Source organism: Nocardia sp. NPDC005746 (assembly GCF_040630785.1).
Taxonomy (GTDB): domain Bacteria; phylum Actinomycetota; class Actinomycetes; order Mycobacteriales; family Mycobacteriaceae; genus Nocardia.
On the sequence record NZ_JBEXYE010000011.1, the window covers coordinates 262,615 to 281,033 of the forward strand.

An 18,419-nucleotide genomic window follows, 5' to 3' on the forward strand; every position below is an offset into this window, starting at 1 on the left:
CGTCGACCGTAAGGCGATGACCTGCGGAAATCAGGAGGGCGTTCATGGTCGATGTGACTATTGTCGGGGCCGGGCCGACGGGGTTGATGCTGGCCGCGGAGCTGCGGTTGCGCGGGGTCGCGGTGGTCGTGCTGGAGCGCGATCCGGAGCCGACCAAGGTGGTGCGGGCGATGGGGATGCACGCGCGCAGTCTGGAGGTGCTCGATCAGCGCGGGGTCGCGGATCGGTTCGTGGCGCTGGGCAAGCAGCACGACCCGAGCGCGTTCTTCGCCGGGATCGTCCCGTCGAAGCCGTTGACATTGGACAGCTCGTTCCCGTTCGTTGTCGGCCTGCCGCAGCCGATCACCGATCGCCTGCTGGCCGAGTGGGCGGTCGAGCTCGGCGCCGAGATCCGCTACGGCGCGCTGGTGACCGGGCTGACCCAGGACGCCACGGGTGTCACGGCCGAACTGGCTGACGGTTCCACAGTGCGCTCGCGCTACCTGGTCGGCAGTGACGGCGGCCGCTCCACCATCCGCAAACTGGTGGGCGTCGACTTCCCGGGCGAAGCGGCCCGCTTCGAAACCCTGCTCGGTGAGGTCGAACTCACCGCCCCGCAGGACGAGGTGATGGCGACGGTCATGGAGGTCCACAAGACCCACCGCCGTTTCGGCGCGGTCCCGCTCGGCAATGGCGTCTACCGCCTCGGAGCCCCCGCTGACGGCATCGCCGAGGACGGTGACACCCCGCCCACCCTCGACGACCTCACCCGCCAGGTTCGCGCTCTGGCGGGCACCGATTTCGGAGCCCATTCCCCGCGCTGGCTGTCCCGTTTCGGCGATGCCACCCGCCTCGCCGACCGCTATCGCGTGGACCGCGTCTTCCTCGCGGGCGACGCCGCCCACATCCACCCCCCGAACGGTGGCCAGGGCCTGAACCTGGGCGTCCAGGACGCGGTGAACCTCGGCTGGAAACTGGCCGCCGCCGTATCCGGCTGGGCCCCGGCCGATCTCCTCGACACCTACGAATCCGAACGCCGCCCCGTGGCCGCCGACGTCCTCACCACCGCCCGCGCCTCCAGCGAACTGACCTCGCTCGAACCCGGCCAGCAAGCCATCCGCCGCATCCTGACCGAACTCATGGAGATCGAGGACGTCCACCGCTACCTGATCGAAAAGGTCACCGCCCTCAACATCCGCTACGACCTCGGCTCCGCCGACGACCTGATCGGCCGTCGCCAACGCGACGTGCCCCTGAAGAACGGCCGCCTCTACGAACACATGCACCAGGCCCGCGGCCTCCTCCTCGACCAAACCGGCACGCTCTCGATCACCGGCTGGTCCGACCGAGTCGACCACGTGGTCGACATCAGCGACCAACTCGCCGCGCCGGCCCTCCTGCTCCGCCCCGACGGCCACATAGCCTGGGCGGGCTCGGACCAACAAGACCTCCTGATGGCGCTGTCCCGCTGGTTCGGGACCGCCACCCCGTGATCGCGCACCTGCTCGCCGCCGTCGAGACATCCGATCAGCGTTCTGGAGGCGCGCGGTTATCGGCGAGAGGTGTGCTGATACCGGCCGGGGCGTCGGGAGCCGCTGCCGTCAAGCCCGTCCGACCTGCCAGGTTCACGATCACTCGGGCGGCCTCATGCCCTCGGCTGCCGCCGTGACCAGGCGCGGGTTGCATCCGCTTGATCACGGTGCGCCGCTTCGTGTTTCCGTACCGGCAGCGGTCACAGTTGCGACCGGCGCGGTCCGTACCAAGATCACGGAGCGGTCCTGGCCGGGAATCGGGCGAGATTCCTCGGTGAATGCTCCCTGATCTCGGTGGTCAGCGGGTGAGACGGAAGGGGCCTCGGTGCCACTGCCAGTCGTGGCGGTGGACCAGGGCGGCGAGGTCGAGGAGGGTGAGTCCGCTCTCGGTGCGGAAGGTGTCGAGGGCGGGCCAGGTGAGAGGGCCTTGGGAGAGGCGGCTCAGCAGGGTGGACTCGTGGTGGGTGTCCACCTTGCGGGACAGCAGTTCTGGGAGGCCCTGGCGGCTACCGGTCCAGGTGAGCCAGCCCCAGCCGCGGGTGAAGGCGGCCGCGCGGGAGGCGGCGGCTCGGGTGCGCTGAGGGTGCAAGGCCGTGTGGGCGAGGGGGGAGACGTCGATGAGGACGGTGCGGCCGTCGGTGAAGGTGGCTGCGGCCGTGGGGTAGTGGACGCGCTCGCTGCCGTCGAGGTCGTAGGTGACGGCGACCGGGAGTTCGCGGAAGGTCTCGACTACCGGGCTGGTGTCGAGTAGGCGCAGCAGGCGGGCCTGCAACGCGGTGTCGAAAGTGACTTCGCGGCCGAGCTTTTCGGAGAACATGTGGCCGCGGCTGTCGTCGTCGTAGTCGAGGCGGCCCGCCGGGAGGGTGGGCAGCGGCTCGGAGCTCCCGCCCTCGGGCCATTCGACGCGGCGCAGCCACGGAGCCCAGATGTCGTCTCCCGCATCGGCGGTCGTGACCGCGGCGGCCCCGTCGGCGCCGGGGACCCGTCGCGTGGCAACCGTGGCCGAGGGATCCGCCGAGGTGCCCGATGCGCGTCGTGCGGCCGGGGTGATCGCGGGATCGCCTGCGGCGCTGGTTGTGTGGCGGTCGGTTACGTCGGCCGTGGCATCGCCCGCGGTGCCGGGTGCGTGGCGCGCTACGCCGGCCCCGTCCTGCCCCGACGTGGGCAGCAGGTGCCAGCGCCCCTTCTGCTGCCAGCCCGCGATGCGCTGGAACACGAAGCCCGCCAGGCGTTTCGCGTCCTGGAGGTCGTGTCCGGCGAGGCGGAGTTTCAGGTAGGCCCAGTCCTGGGCGGCGATATCGCCGTCGGTGGCATAGGTTTCGGCGAGCAGGGCGCGCACGAGGCGTTCGTCGCCGTGGCCGACGGGGTAGCGCTGTGCGAATACCGACAGGTCGGGCTGGCCGGTGGCGAGGGTCTGACGCAGCATGGCGCCGACCGCGCGGGTGTAGAGCTGGCGGGCCCGGTCGCGCGAGACCCCGAAGCGCGCGCCGAGCAGGGTCAGCGTTTCGGGGTTCTCGCCGTCGAGTCCGAGTCGGCAGGTGATGAGTTCGGCATCGCGGGGCCGGTCGGCCGCCACCTCGGCGGCGAGGCCCGCCAGGACTTCGTGGACGTGCTCCAGCCCGAAGTCGACCCCGTCTGCCGGGTCGTCGCGCAACAAGGTGCGCGCGGTGCGTGTGTCGCTCGTCGTCAAGGCGGCCCCTACCCGTGTTCGCCAGTCTGTTCGACGAGCGTAGCCGGGGCCACCGACAGTCGGCGCTGTACGCGCGGGAGGGTCAGAGGACGGCGTTCATGATGGTGCCCGCGCTGGTGGCGACGATGCCGCCGATCATCGCGCCGGCCACCATCTTCGGCGAGGCGAGCCCGCTGCCCGACCACTTCTCCCAGGCGAACCGGCCGCCGGCGTAGGTGATGGCCATGACGCCCGACAGCAGCACGAACCAGGTGAAGTAGCGAACCAGCTTCATGAGTTTGTCCGCGACCGGGGGAGTCTCCGGGGTCGGGTTACCGAGCTGGGCGAGTGGGGCAGACACGAGGTCATACTGGGAGAGCACAGTGTCGTGGAAGGCGCTGAGCAACATGGTCACCCTGCAAAGGTACCGCGAATTCGCGCCGACATGCCCGGGAATGTGCGCCAGATCTACTGCGCGAGAACAACTTTCGTTGTCATGTTGAGCGGATGACGAGATTCGAACTCGCGACCCTCACCTTGGCAAGGTGATGCGCTACCAGCTGCGCTACATCCGCATCGCTTCCGTTCCGGCGTCTCCGCCCGTCCGGCTGCGAGAGAGAACATTAGCCCACCGGCGCGCCAATTCCAAAACGCCGTGGCAAACCCTGAGTACCCCTGCGTGCCACCTCGCCTTCCGGGCCGGGTCGTACCGGCTATTTCGGGGTGTCCTCGCTCATCGGGACCAGTGCCGAGATGAGGGTCGCGCCGCCGAACTGCGTGGTGATGACCAGTTGCGGGGCCCAGGTGCGTTTGGTGGCGTCGGGATGCTGCTCGGTGACGACCATGACGTGCTGGCCGTCGAACGGCCCGGGCATGATCTGCACGCAGTAGGTGGTGCCGACCGGTATGGAGTCGATGCCCGCCTGGATCTGTTCGATGGACGGCGCGGGTGCGTCGGGTGCGTACATCTCGCGCACGGCCTTGCCGGATCGGTCGACGTAATACCGGTTCTGGAGTGCGAGGATCGCCTCCGGTCCGGACCGCGTGCTGCCCGGCCCGTTGCCGCGGACGGTGCCGCCCTTGGCCTCGTTGGGGCACAGGTTGGCGGGGAGCCCGGACACGGGTTGATCGGTGGCGGCGGTCGTGGCGGGAGCGTCGGCGACCGGTGCCGCCGCGGGCGTGGTGGCCGCGGCCTTCGCGCGCTGGTCGTCGCCCTCGCCGACCTTGGCGATCTGCACGGCGATCGCCGCCGTGACCACGATCGCGGCCAGTGCGCCCAGCACCGGGACCGCCCACCCGCGTTCGCCGGTGGCGGGGAACCGGAATCGCGGCCCCGATCGGGTCGGGTGGGGCGCTCGCTTCAGCGGTCGGCGTTCGTCCGGGAACCCCCATTCCGAGGATCCGCGCTCGCGGGGTGGGGTGAAGTCACTCGACGCCCGATCCTGCAGGGAGTCGTACACCGCCTGGGCACGAGGGGAATCGTGTGCGGTCCGGGTGCGGTGCGCGGCGGCCTCACGGGACGACGGTGTCGGATGCGTTGACGGCTGGTGTGCTGACGACGCCGGGTGCGCGGACGGCTGGTGTACCTGCGATGCCGGGTGCGCCGCCCGGTACCGCGAGGCAGGCTCGCTCTCCCAGGTCCGTGGCGGCTCCGCACTCCTCGCGTGCGACGGCCCACCGCCTGTCCGCGCCGGGGAGACGTCGTCCGCGGTCCAGACATCGGATCGTCCATGGGCTGAACGGTTGTCGGTCATGCTGTGTTCGGCTCGGTGCCGCGCCTCGTATTCCGCGGCCTCGTAGTCCCCGGTCTCGTCGTCGTAGAACTCGTCGTATCCGTCGTCGGGATCGTCGTCGTAGGCGTTGTAGACGTCGTGCCCGCGCGTCGACCCCGCATACTCGTCCCGCGGCGGCGGCCCGCTCGCGCCGGTGATCCAGTCGGCCCAGCTGCCGGTGTACGCGCCCTCGGTCGCGGGGGTGGGCGGTTCCGCCCCCGGACCCATTGTCCGCGATCCTGATTCGGTGGTGCTCATGGCGTCGCCTGCGGGATGAGGTTGGGAATCAGTGGAGCCCCGCTGCTCGGCGTCGTGGTGAGCAGGCCGCTCGGCACGGTGGTGGCCGCCCCGCTCGACGGCGTGGTGGCCCCGCCGAGCGGGAACTGCCCGCCCGGCGCGACCGCGGTGGTCGCGGTGGTGGTGCCCGCGAAATCCATTCCCACGCTGGGTTTGTCGCTACCGCCGCGCGGTGTGGCCCCGGGTGTCGCGGCTCCGGACAGATCGTGCGCGACGGCAGCGAACCACCGTCCCACCCAGTCGGTCGGGCTGGCCCCGAATCCCGCGCCCTGGGCGTGGGTGTAGTCGTGCTTCTGCGCGGTGTCCCAGTACCGCACCCACGTGGTGATGTCGAGCAGATCCTTGTTGTCGGTGACGTTCTGGGTGACGGCGGAGAACGCCTGCGTGGTGAGTCTGCTGATGGTGGTGGGCGGCACCAGGTTGGCCGCGGCCCCGACCAGTTTCGCCCCGAACACGGCCAGTCCGGCGATCGGATTCGCGAGTCCGGCGGTGGCGATCTCGGCGATATTGCCCGGCGTGAGAATGTCTTTCACCACGGCCACGATGGAGTTGATGGCGATGGTGCCGACCTTCAGCAGCGCCTGGAACGCGCCGGGGATGTCGACCTGGGTGTTAGGGTTGGAGGCGTCGGCGATGCGCTGTGAGATGGATTTCTGCGGCTGGTACGACATATCGGTGAGCGAGGTCCCCGACAGGTCTTTGTTCACCACGGAGGTGGCGGTCTTGATGGAGGTGAAGGCCAGCGCCTCCGCGATCGACTTCAGCGATCCGATCGGGTCTCCGGCCGAAAGCTCCACCTGCCCGGCGATATTGGCGACGGTCCGCACCAGCGGCGCGCCGACGGGTGTGTCGCAGGCCAGGTCGCCTTCGGTGCAGAATTCGGCGACCCGCCCGACCAGCGACCCGAAGTTCTCCAGGGTGCCGGAGTCGGGTGCGATGCCCGCACCGGAGGCGGTCTTGGTGGCGGGCGGATCACCCAGCCCGGCAACCGTTTTCCCGTCGGTTCCGGGTGCGGCGGTGGGCAGTTTCTGATCCGGTTTGCCGGGGAACAGCGGCGCGTTGGCGTTGCGGTTCGGGTCGCCGAACAGGGCGACGGCCGCGACCTTCTCGGCGGGCACGGTCCCCTTGCCCGCCCCGACCTCCTGCGCGAACACCGAGGCCACGTGCGCGCCCTGCGAGTATCCGGCGATGGCGAGCCGCGTGTTCGGGCACCGGTCGGTGATCTGTTTCGCCATGGACCGCAGTCGTTCCAGGCCGCCGGTCACCGACTGGCTGTAGGTGGTCTTGGAGACGGCGACCACGCCGCCGAAGGACGCCTCGTAGGGCACGTAGGCGCGGTCGGCGAGGCCGTCCCCGGCGTCGGCCATCATGGGCCGGAACACTTCCGACAGCATCCCGGTGTCGGTGGTGACGGCGGCGTCGGGGGAGGATTCGCCGGTGCCCTGGATGCCGAGCGCGTACAGGGCCGGGCATTTGTCGATGGGCACCGTGGTGTCGGGCGGGCCGCCGTGGGCCACGGCGAGGTCGAACACGCCGGGCACGGCGGCCGCGCTCCCCACCACGCAGACGGCGGCGGTGAGCAGCGCCGCGCTTCGGAACCATCGGGTGGACAGCAGTTGTCGATGCACGACGCACCTCGTTCAGGTTATGGGCCGACTGGGTCCGCGCCGTGTTGCGCGCGTTCGGTGATCCGGGTCCCGGCTATGCGTGCCGCGGTGAGGATCTGCTCGGCCAGGAGCCGAACCGGTTGCGGGGGAGTGCGGGTGGGATCGCCTTCTTCCATCGGCGACACCCCGGCGGCGGGATCCCAGGCCGCCATCTCGTACGGTTCCAGCGCCCGCCATGGTTCGAGCCACCCGAGCCGCCAGGTGCGGGCGCCCAGCTCGATGGCCAGTCCTTCCATCTCCTCGCGCCGTTGCACGACCGGAACCGGCAGCGGCCGAGCCGAATCCGCCACCGTCAGCACCCCGACGACCGCGCTCCCGGCGGGCGTCGCCCGCGCCTGATGCGCGAGCAGCGCGCGGTGCAACGCGTTGACCCCGCGCAGATGACTCCGCCCGACCAGCACCACCAGCGGCGAATCCATGTCCGCGCCGGCGCCGATCCGTGCGGGCCACCGCTGCCCGGCATCCCCGGCCCAGCGCAGACTGGCCGCGAGACTGCTGACTCCCGCCCCGCCGTGCACGCCGACCAGCCACAGCAGCGGTGGCCGGGGCGGCCGGTTCGGTACGGCCCGATGCCACATCGCGACCGGGGGCACGCCTGTCGGCAGGGGAGTCTGATCGACAGCCTCGAAGAGCATGTCGCGGCCGCGCGATCGCTCGCTGACGTCGCCCTGGGGATGGTGTTGTCCGTCGTCCGGTTCCGATGGGTTCGCGCTGCCCGGGATTGTCCTACTTGCGTTGCCTGGAATTGTCAGGCTCGCGGTGCGCGGAGTCGTCGTCCTCGTGCCGGTCGGAGCCGTCGTCCTCGTGCCGCTCGGAGTCGTCGTGCTCGTGCTGCTCGGAATAGTTGGAGTTGTGGCGTTCGGAACTGTTGGAGGCGTGCCGCTGGCAACGATTGGAGTCGCGCCATCCGGGGGCGGTGGGTTGGTGCTGACCAGGGTTGTTCGCGGTGTGCGGCTCGTGGGTGTCTGGATCGGTTCGCTCGGGGGCCGCTCGGCCGGGCTACTTGCGGCCGGTTGGTTTGTGCCGGAGGGTGTTTGCGGCCGGTTCGGGTCGGCTGGGGGCGTGGCGGCTGTGCGCCAGGCTCCGGCCCCTCGGGGTTGCCACGAGGCGGACGGTCGGGGTGTCGCCGGTCCTGGGAGCTGGGTGCTGGTCATCGCAGCGCTCCCAGCAGGGTGAGGTAGGCGTCGCGGGTTTCGGCGGCGAGCCGGTGCCAGGAGATGGGGCCGCCGGTGGCGAGGTGCAGGTCGAAGGGGATCTGGATGACGGCGCGCACCCAGGAGCCCAGGTGGGTGCGGACGTGGTCGATGACGGTGGCGGCGGAGCCGGGCACCTGTTCGGTGAGCACGATGACGGCGTCACCGACGACGAATTCGCTGTAGTTCTCGTCCAGCCAGGCGAGCGCGGGCTGCAATCGGTTGATGGCGTCGGGCCGTGCGGCCACCGTGATCACCAGCCCGACGCGGGGATCGGACAGCAGGGGAGCGGCCAACCGGCTGGTGACCGGCGCGCCGGCGTCGAAAACACCCAGTAGTCCGGCATTTTCGAGATATCTGGCCACCGAGGTCAGGGATTCCCTGCGCGGCAACGGGTCCGGCGTCCGGGTCAGCACCCGTACGCCGGTGGAGGTCTGTCCCGAGCAGGCCCCGACGCTGGCGGCCGTCCCCGGATCGCGGGTGCCGAGCCAATTCTGGAGTGAGCTCACGGGTGCGGCGGTATCGCATCCCCGCAAGGCCACGTCCCCGCCGCCGAGCGTGGCGTCCACCACGACCGGCCACACGTCGCCGTCGCTGTCCACCGCGGCCGCGGCGGCCAATCCGAGCGCGGTGGTGCTGGCTCCCGACGCCCCGGATCCGCCCAGCACCAGCGCCGCGGGCACCGCGGCTCGCACGAGTCGGCCGCGCCCGCCGTGCAGTGGCACCGCATCGGTGGGTGACCCGGCCGGGCCGGGCCGCATCAGGTCACTGTCGTACGACTCCCCGTCGCCGCCGGGGCCGGGCGGTGGCCGGAGCCGGTCGTCGATATCGACCATGGCTCACCGGCTTCCGGCGATGATCGAGGTGATGTTGGTGCGTCCGTCGCGGGTGGCGGTGGTGATGACCTGCTGCCACGAGGTCTGGGTGCCGTCGGGGTGTTTCTCGTCGACGGTGACGTTCCACCGGTCGGCGTCGGCCTCGGTGATGGTCACGCAGTGCCGGGTCCCGGCCGGTGTCGCCGAGATCGCGTCGCGCGTGGCCTGTTCCGGCGCGACGCGGGCATCGGCGCTGAGCACCGACCGCACCGCCGCCGCGTCTCGCAAGACGTACCACGCGTATTCGAGCCGCATGATCACCCCGGGCCCGCTGTCGAGGTTCCCGGCCCCGGCCCCGCTCACCCGCTGCGGCGTATCCGACTCCCGGCACCACACGGCCAGCCCCGGCTGATTCCCGCTCGCCGTACTGGTCCCCGCCGGGCCCCCGGGCGTGCTGCCCGCACTGTTCCCCGGAACGGCCTGCGGCTCACTCGAATCCCCGGCCGACGACACCAGCCACGCGATCCCCGCCAACACCACGAGCGCCAGCGAAACCCCGGCAATCGCCAGGGCGCGTGCCCGGATCCGCATCCGTCGCTGCGTCTGTACCGACCGCCGCCGCGCCTCGTCCACCAGCGCCGCCATCGGATCCTCGGCCCGCAGATCCTCCACGGCCCGCCACTCGTCGTCCCACCTGGAATCCCGCCCCACCGAAACCGGCCCCGCGACGGCACCTTCCGTCAGCCACGAGGCCCACCCCGCCACCTCCACCGGCTGTGTCCGGGCCTCCGGCAGGCCCCCGACCGGCACGATCTCCGGCATCACCGGCCGCCGCCCAACCCCTTCACCCGCCACCGATTCCCCACGGACCGCAGGTTCGGTCACCGGCTCCTGATCCTGGGACGGCTCCGGTTCGCGTCGATGCCGCGATGCGCCGGGCTTGGGCACCCGCCGCGTGGCCGCGGATTCGGCTCGGTGTGCAACGGGCGTGGCCGCGGATTCGGTCTGGTCTGAACCGGGCGTGGTCGCGGATTCGGCCTGGTGCGCAACGGATTCAGTTCGGTGCGGACCGGATTCGGTCTGATCCGTTCCGGATTCCGCTTGCCGCGAGCCGGATTCTGCCCCATAGGCGGTCTCGGCCCGCGATTGGTGAGTCCCAGCTGGTCCCGATCCCGCCTGCTGAGCGGTGGGTTCGGCTCGGGGTGTGGTGGTTTCTGGACGTGCGTGGGTGCCTGGCTGCGCGGTCGAGACCGGTTGGAGCTCGGGCGCGCTGGCCTCGAGCCTCAGGAAATCGCTGTCCGGCCGGTCCGGGCCGGGCTCGTGGTGGTGCGCCGCGGCGGCCGGGTCGGCGGCGCGGGGTTCATGCTGGGCGGGTAGGGGGCCGGGGGCGCAGTCGCTGCCGGCGTTGTCGTCTGCGGTCACGGCGTCATCCGTGTCGTTGCGGTCACGCGCCCAGCGGGGCGGGCTGCAGGGCGGCGATGAAGGCTTCCGGGGTGATCGCGGGCATCTGCGCCACCGCGGCCCGGAACGAATCGACTTGCGCGTTCACACCTTCCACCACCTGCTCCATCACGGGCGCGGCCTGCGGCACCGCCGCCACAACCTGCTGTCCCGCATCGGCCACCACCTGCTGCACCACCGGCGCGGCCTGCACCACCGGCTGCTCCAGCACCGGAGCCACCGCCTGCGCGACCGGCGTCCCCTGCTGCTGGATCGCGGCCCCGACCGCCTGCACCGCGGGCACCGCCTGCTGCGCCACCGGCGCAACCTGCTCGATCGCCGTGGCGACCTGCCGCACAACCGGAGCCGCCCCCTGAGCCATCGGCGCGACCTGGTCGATCGCCGCCCCGAGCTGCTGCAACGCGGGCGCGAGCACCTGCGCGATCGGCGCGGGAATGCCGGGCAGTGCGACGACAGCCGAAACCGGCTGCATCCCAGGCGAACTCACGGCAGGTTCCGAACCCGGCACCTGTGCGGCGGTGTCGATCAGCGGCGGCGGGGCAGCAGGTTCGGGCTGCTTCGCGTTGCCTCCGCCCAATGCTCCGGCCAGGACCGCGCCGAGCGTTCCGACAACGCCTACTGCAGGAATTCCGACGACAGCCGCACCTGTGAGGCAGCCGGTGACTCCGCCCACCAGCGCACCTGCGGGTGCGCCGACTCCGGCGGTTGGCACACCGGCGATGACTCCGCCCGCGACAGCTCCCACGACCGCGCCGACAGCGCAACCCGCAGGTACCAAGGCGACCGTCGCCGCGCCACCTGCGGCCAGTCCGAGCCCGGCCCCAACGACGCTCGATGCGGCCAAGCGATCCGACTCGGCCTCCGAATACCCCAGGCGGTCGAAGGCGGCGGCAATCTGCCACTCGGCCATGTCGGCGTACGCCTGGACTTTGTTGCGGGTCTTCGTATCAACCCAGTCGGGAAGCTGGACATTGTTATTGCCCAACCGAAGCTGATGCGGATCAGCAGGCATGACCTCGGGCGCATTGGCCGAGGGCTGTTCTGCCTGAGGCGGTGTCACCTGCGGCTCGTCGCCCTGCGGCTGTGTGGCCTGCGGCTGAATGATCGTGTTCTGCTGCGGCGAGGGCGTCGTCTGCTGCTTGGGCCGCGGCCGGTTCGGGGCTGGGATGGGCGGGTCGGGAATGTAATCCGCCGGGCTGGGCGCCGCGGGCGGTGGGGGCTGGGTGCTCAATCCCGGCTGCCCGTCTCCGGGCACGGCGAGCCCCGGTTGCCCCGGCGCTGCGACGGCGACCCCTTGGCCCGCGACCAGCGCGATGGGCAGCATCGACAACAGGATCGACGTTCGTTTGGTCTTCATCTCCCCAGTTCCCCTTCCCCGAACGGACAGCAGCGGGCTCGCGACCCGATTCCCCCGAACGCCAGGGCATTACGCACCACTGGCAGATGACACAGGCGGCCCACCGGAACCAGGTCCCGATGATCCAACATCAACCCCACCACCTGCGATGATCATGTTGCGGCCCTGATGTTACCCGGATCGTGGGTCCCCGCAACCGGTTCCGTGACAGGAGTGACGAATTGTTAAACCGAACGGATCAACACTGCTAGACCCTCCGCCCGGCCCGCCCGCGTCATAGAGTGAGCCCGACCGCGCGGCCGCCGAACTCGCGTCCCCGCAACGCTTCTCGACCGTACTCGGGTTGTCCGGGAGGAATCATCGTGCGCGCCAATTCAGCACACCACGCGCAAACTTTCGCCGCCGCAGTGGTGGCCCTGCTCGTCTCGGCGACCGCCGTCACCGTCTCTGCCTGCGGTCTGAGTGACGAACCCGCCGCCAAATCGACCACCGCGGCGGCGGATCCGTCTCGCCCGCCCGCCGACGTGCGCTGGGAAAACTACCAGGGCGTCCAACTCCCCATCGGTGGCCACGACGGCCCCAGCAAACTCGGTACCACCGCCGCGGGCTACACCCGCACGCCCCAGGGCGCGGCCTTGGCTGCCATCAACCACAGCACTCGCCTGTCCCTGGCTCCCGACGGCGTCTGGCCCCAGGTGGCCGCGATATCCCTGATCCCCGGCGCCGCCAAGGATTCCTGGGTCCTGGCCCGAGCCCAGATCTCGATCACCGCCCCCGCCAACCAGACCGTGGCCCCCCACATCGCCGCCTACGAACTCACCGCCTACACCCCCGACCGCGCCGACCTCACCGTCTACGCCACTTACTCCGACGCCAGCATCACCGCGTCCGCCGAAACCGTCGTCTGGGTCTCCGACGACTGGCGACTTCAACTGCCCGACCCCGCCGCCAAAACCCAGACGGTCCAATCGGTCCCCGCCATCCCCGCCGACGCGGTGAAACTGGCCCCCGCCAAATAGCCGTCTACCCGACCAACTTCAACCCCATCACGCAGGCGACGATCCCGCCGAGCAGCACCAGCTTGACCGCGCTGACAGCGGCCTCCCCAGTGGCCATCGAGTACACGACCGTCAGCACGGCCCCGATACCCACCCAGACGGCATAAGCGGTCCCCACGGGCAGCCCGCGCATCGCGTACGCCAGCCCCGCCATACTCACCACCAGGGCGACGCCGAACACGGCGGTCGGCCCGAGCCGGGTGAACCCCTCCGACTTCCCGAGCGCGGTAGCCCACACGGCTTCGAAAATCCCGGACACCACCAGCACCAGCCACGACATGACAACCTCCGAAGGCCGTCTTGTCGCACGCCGGGTACGGCTCCCTCGTCCGGGCCCCCTGATCGGGACTACCTACACCATGGCAAACGCCCAGCGATGCGGGCAAATTTCCAGATGGTGATATCGGCCTCCACCCCGAGTCCGCACAGCTCACACCTATTGGTTCTGCACGGCCAGCCGTCCCGCGAGTGCGATGAACGAGACCCCGAACACGCGGCGCATCCACGTCATGACCGCCGGGCGGGAAATGATGCGGCCGCGCACCCCCGCCGCGAAGGCGCCGTACACGGCGAACACCACGAATGTCGCGAGCATGAACAGCCCGCTCAGTTCGAGCATGCGCACGGTGGCGCCGGTCGAACCGTTCGGCACGAACTGCGGCAGGAACGCGAAGAAGAAGATCGTCAGCTTCGGGTTCAGCACATTGAGCAGAACGGCGGACACGATCACCCGCCCGGCGGTGGGCGCGGCCTCCGCACCCTCCTCCGAGATGGCGAGAACTTCCTTGTCCCGCAGCGTATTCCAGGCCATATAGAGCAGGTACGCCACGCCCAGGTACTTCAAGGTCTGAAACGCCACGGCACTGGCGTTGAGCAGCGCCGCCAGCCCGGTGATGGCCGCCACCATATGCGGCACGATCCCCAGTGTGCACCCGAAGGCCGCGATCACACTGGCCCGCACGCCCCGCGCCAACCCCGCGGCCAGCGTGAACAGCACCCCGGTACCCGGCGTCGCCACAATGACAAGCGTCGTCAACAGAAACTCGATGCTCATCTCCCGCACAGTAACCGAGCGCCGAGCCCAGCGCCGCGACTAACGACGCCAGACTTCGCTGCCCAGGAACCGATCCCACTGCTGGCCGGAGAAGGTGAGGATCGGGCCCGACGGATCCTTGGAATCCCGCACCCCGACGGCGGTGGCGCTGTCATCGAGGAATGCGACCTCGACGCACTCGTTGGCGTCGGCCGAGTGGGACGACTTGAACCATCTGGCATTCGACTGATCGGTTATCACGCCGCGTACTCCTTCGCGATGTCCGACATCAGAGCTCTGGTGTCATTCTCGCTCAACGCTACTCGCTGGAGGCTCGAGATCGCGGTCCTGAACCGCTCGATGACGCGGTCGCTCTCGAGGTAGAGCGCACCTTCCGCGCCGTCGATGTAGACGCATGGCGGCTCCTTCAAATGGCATGACAGGGGCGGGAATTCGAGCAACGTGAACGACAGGATCCCGTGGCCCGCATGTGAGTCCGAACTGAACGGCACGACGCGGATCGAGACGTTGTCCCTCGTACCGATCTGGGCGAGGTAGCGCAATTGGGCGGCCATGACGGATGGGCCGCCGAGTCGGTGGCGCAGCACCGCCTCCGACAGGATCGCGTCCATGCGGAATCCCGGTTCGGCGCTGCGTTCCTGCCGTCGAGCCGCGAGTTCCAACCGTCGCTCGATATCGCTCTCGGCCAGGTTCGGGTGCGCGGCTCTGATAATATTCCGGCGATATTCGGCAGTCTGCAACAGACCCGGCACGTGTACGAGCTGGTGGCTTATCCAGTGATTACTGGTCGCTTCGAGTCGCAGGTAATGGTCGAAATGTGAAGCGTACTGATCGGCGTACGCCTGCCACCACCCCTTGTAGGTGCCCTGTAGCTTGGCGGCCTTGTCCTGTTGCCGCACCTCCTGCCACATCTCGAGCGCTTCGAATCTGACCTCGGGACTGACTTCGTACAGATCCAGGAGTGATTTGAGCTGTGGCGTAGTGATTTTGGTCGGCAGCCCATCCTCCAACCGAACCACCGTTTGCTTGGAGGTGTCTATTTGCAGGCTGGCGGTTAGCAATGAGGCCCCGACATGCTCGCGAAGTCCGCGCAGAAATCGACCGAATGCCCTTTTGGGGATGGTGGATCCGACCATTTCGTTAGCCTCTCTATCTGGGGAGTGCCTTTCGTGGGGCGGCCCGCCGTGGAACGCCGGCGCAATTCGTTGAAGCTCTTCCGCAATGGTGGCTGCGCGATCACAGTTGAGTCAACCAAGAATTCGCTACAAGGAGGTCGAAATGCCCTGGGACGCATGGGCCCTGCTCGCCATCATCGCCCTCTGCACCGCGATCACCGCCCGCACCGCCGTGGACTCCTACCGTCTGTCGCGGGAGTCCCGCACCGACACCGTCCGCCTGTCCCTCACCGGCGGCGGCCATCTCGACATCCCTTGCCCACTCGGCCATCTCACCGGCCGCCACCGCACTCACACCCCGAGGTGACCCCGTGACCCCCGCCGAAATAGCGGTCCTCACCGCTCTGCACCCGGACCGCACCCTCACCGCTCCGCAAATCCAGCAGTCGGCCACCCTCACCGGCCATCGCACCCGAACCGCCCTGTCCCACCTCGAATCCCGGGGCCTCATCACCCCCAGCCGCCCCCGGGGCCGCTACCGGATCACCCCTCGGGGTCGGGCCGCCCTCGCCACCAAGGCCCGCAGGTTCTCCTGATGCCGCGCCGGAACTGGGTCAGAGTTCGATGGCGTCGTGCACTCCATCCGGCCGGTCGCGAGCGGGCTGCGCCTTGGTTCTGAACGCGGTGGCGAGCAGTACCAACGCCGTGACGATCAGGACGTGGGCGGTGAGCATCACCGCCATGGGGAGGGCGAAGCCCTCGTTGGTGAGAATGCCGTGGTCGCCCACGCAGTACAGGGTGTAGTTGGTCGAGGTGCCTTCGGAGTCGTGGAAGGTGTCGGAGACGACCAAGGGTTCGGTGGCCGGGGCCGAACAGAACAGGGGAGCGGTGAGTTTCGCTTCGCCGGGCCAGATGGCGACGGGCACGACGATGCTGAAAGCGCCGACGACGAGGCCGGTCGACAGGGCTGCCATCACACGGGGCATCGCCTACACCTACTGGGCTCGGAGGAATACGCCGGCGCGGTCGAACTCGACGACCACCTCCGAGCGCGCGGAGACGACATTGGCGACCATGCGGATGTCCCGGCCGAAGCGGCTCACCAGGACGGCGGTGACCTGCCCGTCGGGGATCTCGCTGCGCGTGCGGGCCGTTTCGACGATGTCTTCGATCCGCGAGAGCCCCGGCACCTCGCTGACCCTGAAGTTCTCGCCGTCCAGGTCGTCGAAGGAGGAAGCCCGCACCGGGCGTGGGTCACTCAGGTCGCCGAGCGTGAACGAGTAGTCGTCCAGCACGCGAGGGGGTCCGGGCGGCCGGACCCGCACCCGAACCGTGGGTTCCGCGGCGATATGGAAATTGACCATATCGGCGGATGCGGTGGGCACGCCGGTCGTGATGGCGGCTGCGACTACTGCGGTAATGCCCCAGCCGATTTGGCGGGCGCGGCGCTCATGCGTGGTCATCGTTCTCCTGTTGAGGGCGCCCGTGGTGCCGGGTCGCCGAACCCTACCGACCTCAGTAAGTGAAACGTAGTGATTTCACTACTGTGGGTTGCCCCAACTTTCAGGGGCGCCGGGTCAATTCGACACCGTAGGCGCAGGAGTCGAAGGTGCAGCTGATCCCGGTGGTTCGGCACCAGGGCTGACGGGGCCGGTGCGTCAACTGATAGTTGACGATGGACTGTTGGTCAACTATTAGTTGACGCATGGCGAGAGTTCTCAAATGGTTTCGCCGACAGCACATCGAACCGAGGAGTCGCAATGGAACCCTTCGAAAGCGCTGCGCGCCGGCAAGCTGAGTCATCGGGCAGGCGGGCGACGGTCGTCGGCGCAGGGATAGCCGGCTTGGCTGCCGCGTTGCGATTGCATCAGCAGGGCTGGGACGTCGTCGTGGTCGAACACGCGCCGAGTCGCCGCAGTAGCGGTTACCTGCTGAACCTGCACGGACCCGGATATGCCGCTGCGGAGCGGCTCGGGCTGCTACCGGCGTTGACCCCGCGCGATATCGGATTCTTCACCTCGGTCCTCGTCCACGCCGACGGCCGCGAGAAACTCAGGATTCCCGCCGCTGTCACCGAGGCCGCCGTCGGGAGTCGGACCTTGAGCTTGTTCCGCGGCGATCTGGAGTCAGCACTGTACGACGCCGTCGCCGAGTTCGCCGATATCCGTTTCGGCACCACGGTGCGGGCCATTACCCAGACCCCTGAGGAGGTCGAAGTCACCCTCAGCGACGACACCCACCTCCACACCGAACTCCTCGTCGGCGCCGACGGCGTGCACTCCCGGGTTCGAGAGCTCGTATTCGGTGCCGAGTCCGAGTATTTCGTGGACCTGGGCCATATGGTCGGCGCATTTCCACTGGAAACACCTCCCGCCCACATGCCCGATGGACTCGGCACCACGTATATCGGCCCCGGACGTACAGCCGCGGTGATGAACCTGGGACCAGAACGGTCCTCGGCGTTCTTCGCCTACCGCTGCCCCGACCCTGACACCGAACTCTCTCTCGGTGCCGCACCCGCCCTCACCCGAGCGTTCGGGGATCTCGGCGGCGGTGTCGCCGACGCACTCCGTCAGCTCGACGCCGAGCCCGGCACCGCGTACTTCGACTCGGTAGGCCAGATCGTGATGGACCGCTGGAGCCAGGGCCGAGTCGTCCTGCTCGGCGACGCGGCCTGGTGCGTAACGGTATTCGCCGGTTACGGCGCCGCCCTCGCCCTCGACGGCGCCGACCGCCTCGGCACCGCGCTAGCGGCACACGGCGACGACATTCCCGCCGCCCTCGACCACTGGGAGACGACATTGCGGCCGGAGGTGAACAAACGAAAGGCCTTGGCGCGGAAGGGAATCAGCCGATTCGCCCCGCCGTCACGCACACATGTGTGGGCGGGCGAACTAATGCTCCGCGCAGTCCAACTCCCCGGCATCCGCAGCCTGGTCCGCCGCTCCATCCAACGCGCCAACAACTAGCCGCCGATCCGCCGATCGGCCGGGCTCAACGGACTACTCGACGGCGAGCCCGGCACAGGAGGCCGCAGACCATCTCCGCGACTCGGCCAGGTCGTGCCCACCAAGGCCCGATCTACCGAACCCACTATTCTGCCGCATGCCGCGCTGACCGAACCGGCCAACGCGGGGCAACGCCAGTCGGAACCTAGTGCACCACAGACCATCCGCTGCTGCCGAATTCAGTGCAGTGAGCGGTTCATGGTGCCAGAGATTGCCAGGTTGTGAACTTGGCATCTTGAACGCGGTAGGTAATCTGTCGATTTCGCTGCTTCGGAGTCCATCCGTTGCGGAGAGCCTTGCGAATGATCTCCGCGACCACACCGGGCGTGATGACTGTGCCGTGGTCGACCCAGGTGACCATGCGTTGTCCCTGGCCTTCGGCGATCTCGACGACGATGGCGAGACCAGGTTCGTCGTCAGGTGCGACGACCCATCTGAAGCG

20 protein-coding genes, 1 tRNA gene and 1 riboswitch are annotated in these 18,419 nt (G+C 69.1%); of the genes, 5 read left to right on the top strand and 16 right to left on the bottom strand.

All coding sequences use genetic code 11. The features are described 5' to 3' along the window. Positions 1-44: 44 nt before the first annotated feature. A complete protein-coding gene (gene rox, locus ABZ412_RS22485; protein WP_357283156.1) occupies positions 45-1,472 on the top strand; it encodes a rifampin monooxygenase in 1,428 nt (475 codons plus the stop codon). A 337-nt stretch (positions 1,473-1,809) separates the two neighbouring features. On the opposite strand, the gene ABZ412_RS22490 is transcribed toward rox, so the two are convergent. The 9 genes from ABZ412_RS22490 to ABZ412_RS22530 form a co-directional block, all read right to left on the bottom strand. Further along, a complete protein-coding gene (locus tag ABZ412_RS22490; protein ID WP_357283158.1) occupies positions 1,810-3,201 on the bottom strand; it encodes a hypothetical protein in 1,392 nt (463 codons plus the stop codon). 82 nt (positions 3,202-3,283) lie between these two features. Next, positions 3,284-3,589 (bottom strand): hypothetical protein, encoded by a 306-nt coding sequence (locus ABZ412_RS22495; RefSeq protein WP_357094104.1) that lies wholly within the window; start codon positions 3,587-3,589, stop codon positions 3,284-3,286. Positions 3,590-3,682: 93 nt separating this feature from the next. Continuing rightward, positions 3,683-3,755, bottom strand: a tRNA-Gly gene (locus tag ABZ412_RS22500). A gap of 138 nt (positions 3,756-3,893) precedes the next feature. Continuing rightward, positions 3,894-5,180: a hypothetical protein gene (locus ABZ412_RS22505; protein WP_357283159.1), complete on the bottom strand. Its 1,287-nt coding sequence runs from the start codon at positions 5,178-5,180 to the stop codon at positions 3,894-3,896. Positions 5,181-5,206: 26 nt separating this feature from the next. Further along, the gene (locus ABZ412_RS22510; RefSeq protein ID WP_357283160.1) at positions 5,207-6,877 is read right to left on the bottom strand and encodes a cutinase family protein; all 1,671 of its coding nucleotides are present in this window, start codon (positions 6,875-6,877) and stop codon (positions 5,207-5,209) included. A gap of 17 nt (positions 6,878-6,894) precedes the next feature. After that, positions 6,895-7,551, bottom strand: a complete 657-nt coding sequence (locus tag ABZ412_RS22515) for a hypothetical protein (protein WP_357283162.1) — start codon at positions 7,549-7,551, stop codon at positions 6,895-6,897. Positions 7,552-8,066: 515 nt separating this feature from the next. Next, positions 8,067-8,945: a hypothetical protein gene (locus ABZ412_RS22520; RefSeq protein WP_357283163.1), complete on the bottom strand. Its 879-nt coding sequence runs from the start codon at positions 8,943-8,945 to the stop codon at positions 8,067-8,069. Between the two features lie 3 nt (positions 8,946-8,948). Further along, entirely contained in the window at positions 8,949-9,809 is an 861-nt protein-coding gene (locus tag ABZ412_RS22525) for a hypothetical protein (protein ID WP_357283165.1), read from the bottom strand. A 559-nt stretch (positions 9,810-10,368) separates the two neighbouring features. Further along, positions 10,369-11,742 (bottom strand): hypothetical protein, encoded by a 1,374-nt coding sequence (locus tag ABZ412_RS22530; RefSeq protein WP_357283167.1) that lies wholly within the window; start codon positions 11,740-11,742, stop codon positions 10,369-10,371. Between the two features lie 362 nt (positions 11,743-12,104). Between ABZ412_RS22530 and ABZ412_RS22535 the strand changes: the two genes are divergently transcribed. Then, positions 12,105-12,761: a hypothetical protein gene (locus ABZ412_RS22535; RefSeq protein ID WP_357283169.1), complete on the top strand. Its 657-nt coding sequence runs from the start codon at positions 12,105-12,107 to the stop codon at positions 12,759-12,761. A gap of 4 nt (positions 12,762-12,765) precedes the next feature. On the opposite strand, the gene ABZ412_RS22540 is transcribed toward ABZ412_RS22535, so the two are convergent. From ABZ412_RS22540 to ABZ412_RS22555, 4 genes are all read right to left on the bottom strand, one after another. Continuing rightward, positions 12,766-13,080, bottom strand: a complete 315-nt coding sequence (locus tag ABZ412_RS22540) for an SMR family transporter (protein ID WP_357283170.1) — start codon at positions 13,078-13,080, stop codon at positions 12,766-12,768. Between the two features lie 10 nt (positions 13,081-13,090). Continuing rightward, positions 13,091-13,152, bottom strand: a riboswitch (guanidine-III (ykkC-III) riboswitch). Positions 13,153-13,236: 84 nt separating this feature from the next. Continuing rightward, on the bottom strand, positions 13,237-13,854 hold the full coding sequence (locus tag ABZ412_RS22545; protein WP_357283172.1) for a LysE family translocator: 618 nt from the start codon (positions 13,852-13,854) through the stop codon (positions 13,237-13,239). A 39-nt stretch (positions 13,855-13,893) separates the two neighbouring features. Next, positions 13,894-14,094, bottom strand: a complete 201-nt coding sequence (locus tag ABZ412_RS22550) for a DUF397 domain-containing protein (protein ID WP_357283174.1) — start codon at positions 14,092-14,094, stop codon at positions 13,894-13,896. Beyond that, on the bottom strand, positions 14,091-14,990 hold the full coding sequence (locus tag ABZ412_RS22555; RefSeq protein ID WP_357283175.1) for a helix-turn-helix transcriptional regulator: 900 nt from the start codon (positions 14,988-14,990) through the stop codon (positions 14,091-14,093). The genes ABZ412_RS22550 and ABZ412_RS22555 overlap by 4 nt, the downstream gene beginning before the upstream one ends. 142 nt (positions 14,991-15,132) lie before the next feature. Here ABZ412_RS22555 and ABZ412_RS22560 point away from each other — a divergent pair, with 142 nt between their 5' ends. Both ABZ412_RS22560 and ABZ412_RS22565 read left to right on the top strand, forming a co-directional pair. After that, positions 15,133-15,336 (top strand): hypothetical protein, encoded by a 204-nt coding sequence (locus ABZ412_RS22560; RefSeq protein ID WP_357283177.1) that lies wholly within the window; start codon positions 15,133-15,135, stop codon positions 15,334-15,336. 4 nt (positions 15,337-15,340) lie between these two features. Beyond that, complete coding sequence (locus ABZ412_RS22565) at positions 15,341-15,565, top strand: hypothetical protein (protein WP_357283179.1); 225 nt, start codon at positions 15,341-15,343, stop codon at positions 15,563-15,565. Positions 15,566-15,583: 18 nt separating this feature from the next. On the opposite strand, the gene ABZ412_RS22570 is transcribed toward ABZ412_RS22565, so the two are convergent. Together ABZ412_RS22570 and ABZ412_RS22575 are read right to left on the bottom strand one after the other, a co-directional pair. Continuing rightward, a complete protein-coding gene (locus ABZ412_RS22570) occupies positions 15,584-15,955 on the bottom strand; it encodes a hypothetical protein (protein ID WP_357283180.1) in 372 nt (123 codons plus the stop codon). 9 nt (positions 15,956-15,964) lie between these two features. Further along, positions 15,965-16,432: a hypothetical protein gene (locus ABZ412_RS22575; RefSeq protein WP_357283181.1), complete on the bottom strand. Its 468-nt coding sequence runs from the start codon at positions 16,430-16,432 to the stop codon at positions 15,965-15,967. Between the two features lie 297 nt (positions 16,433-16,729). On the opposite strand from ABZ412_RS22575, the gene ABZ412_RS22580 reads away from it, so the two are divergent. Beyond that, entirely contained in the window at positions 16,730-17,938 is a 1,209-nt protein-coding gene (locus ABZ412_RS22580) for an FAD-dependent oxidoreductase (protein WP_357283183.1), read from the top strand. Between the two features lie 235 nt (positions 17,939-18,173). On the opposite strand, the gene ABZ412_RS22585 is transcribed toward ABZ412_RS22580, so the two are convergent. Beyond that, positions 18,174-18,419: hypothetical protein (locus ABZ412_RS22585; RefSeq protein ID WP_357283185.1), on the bottom strand; the 246-nt coding region annotated here is incomplete at its 5' end.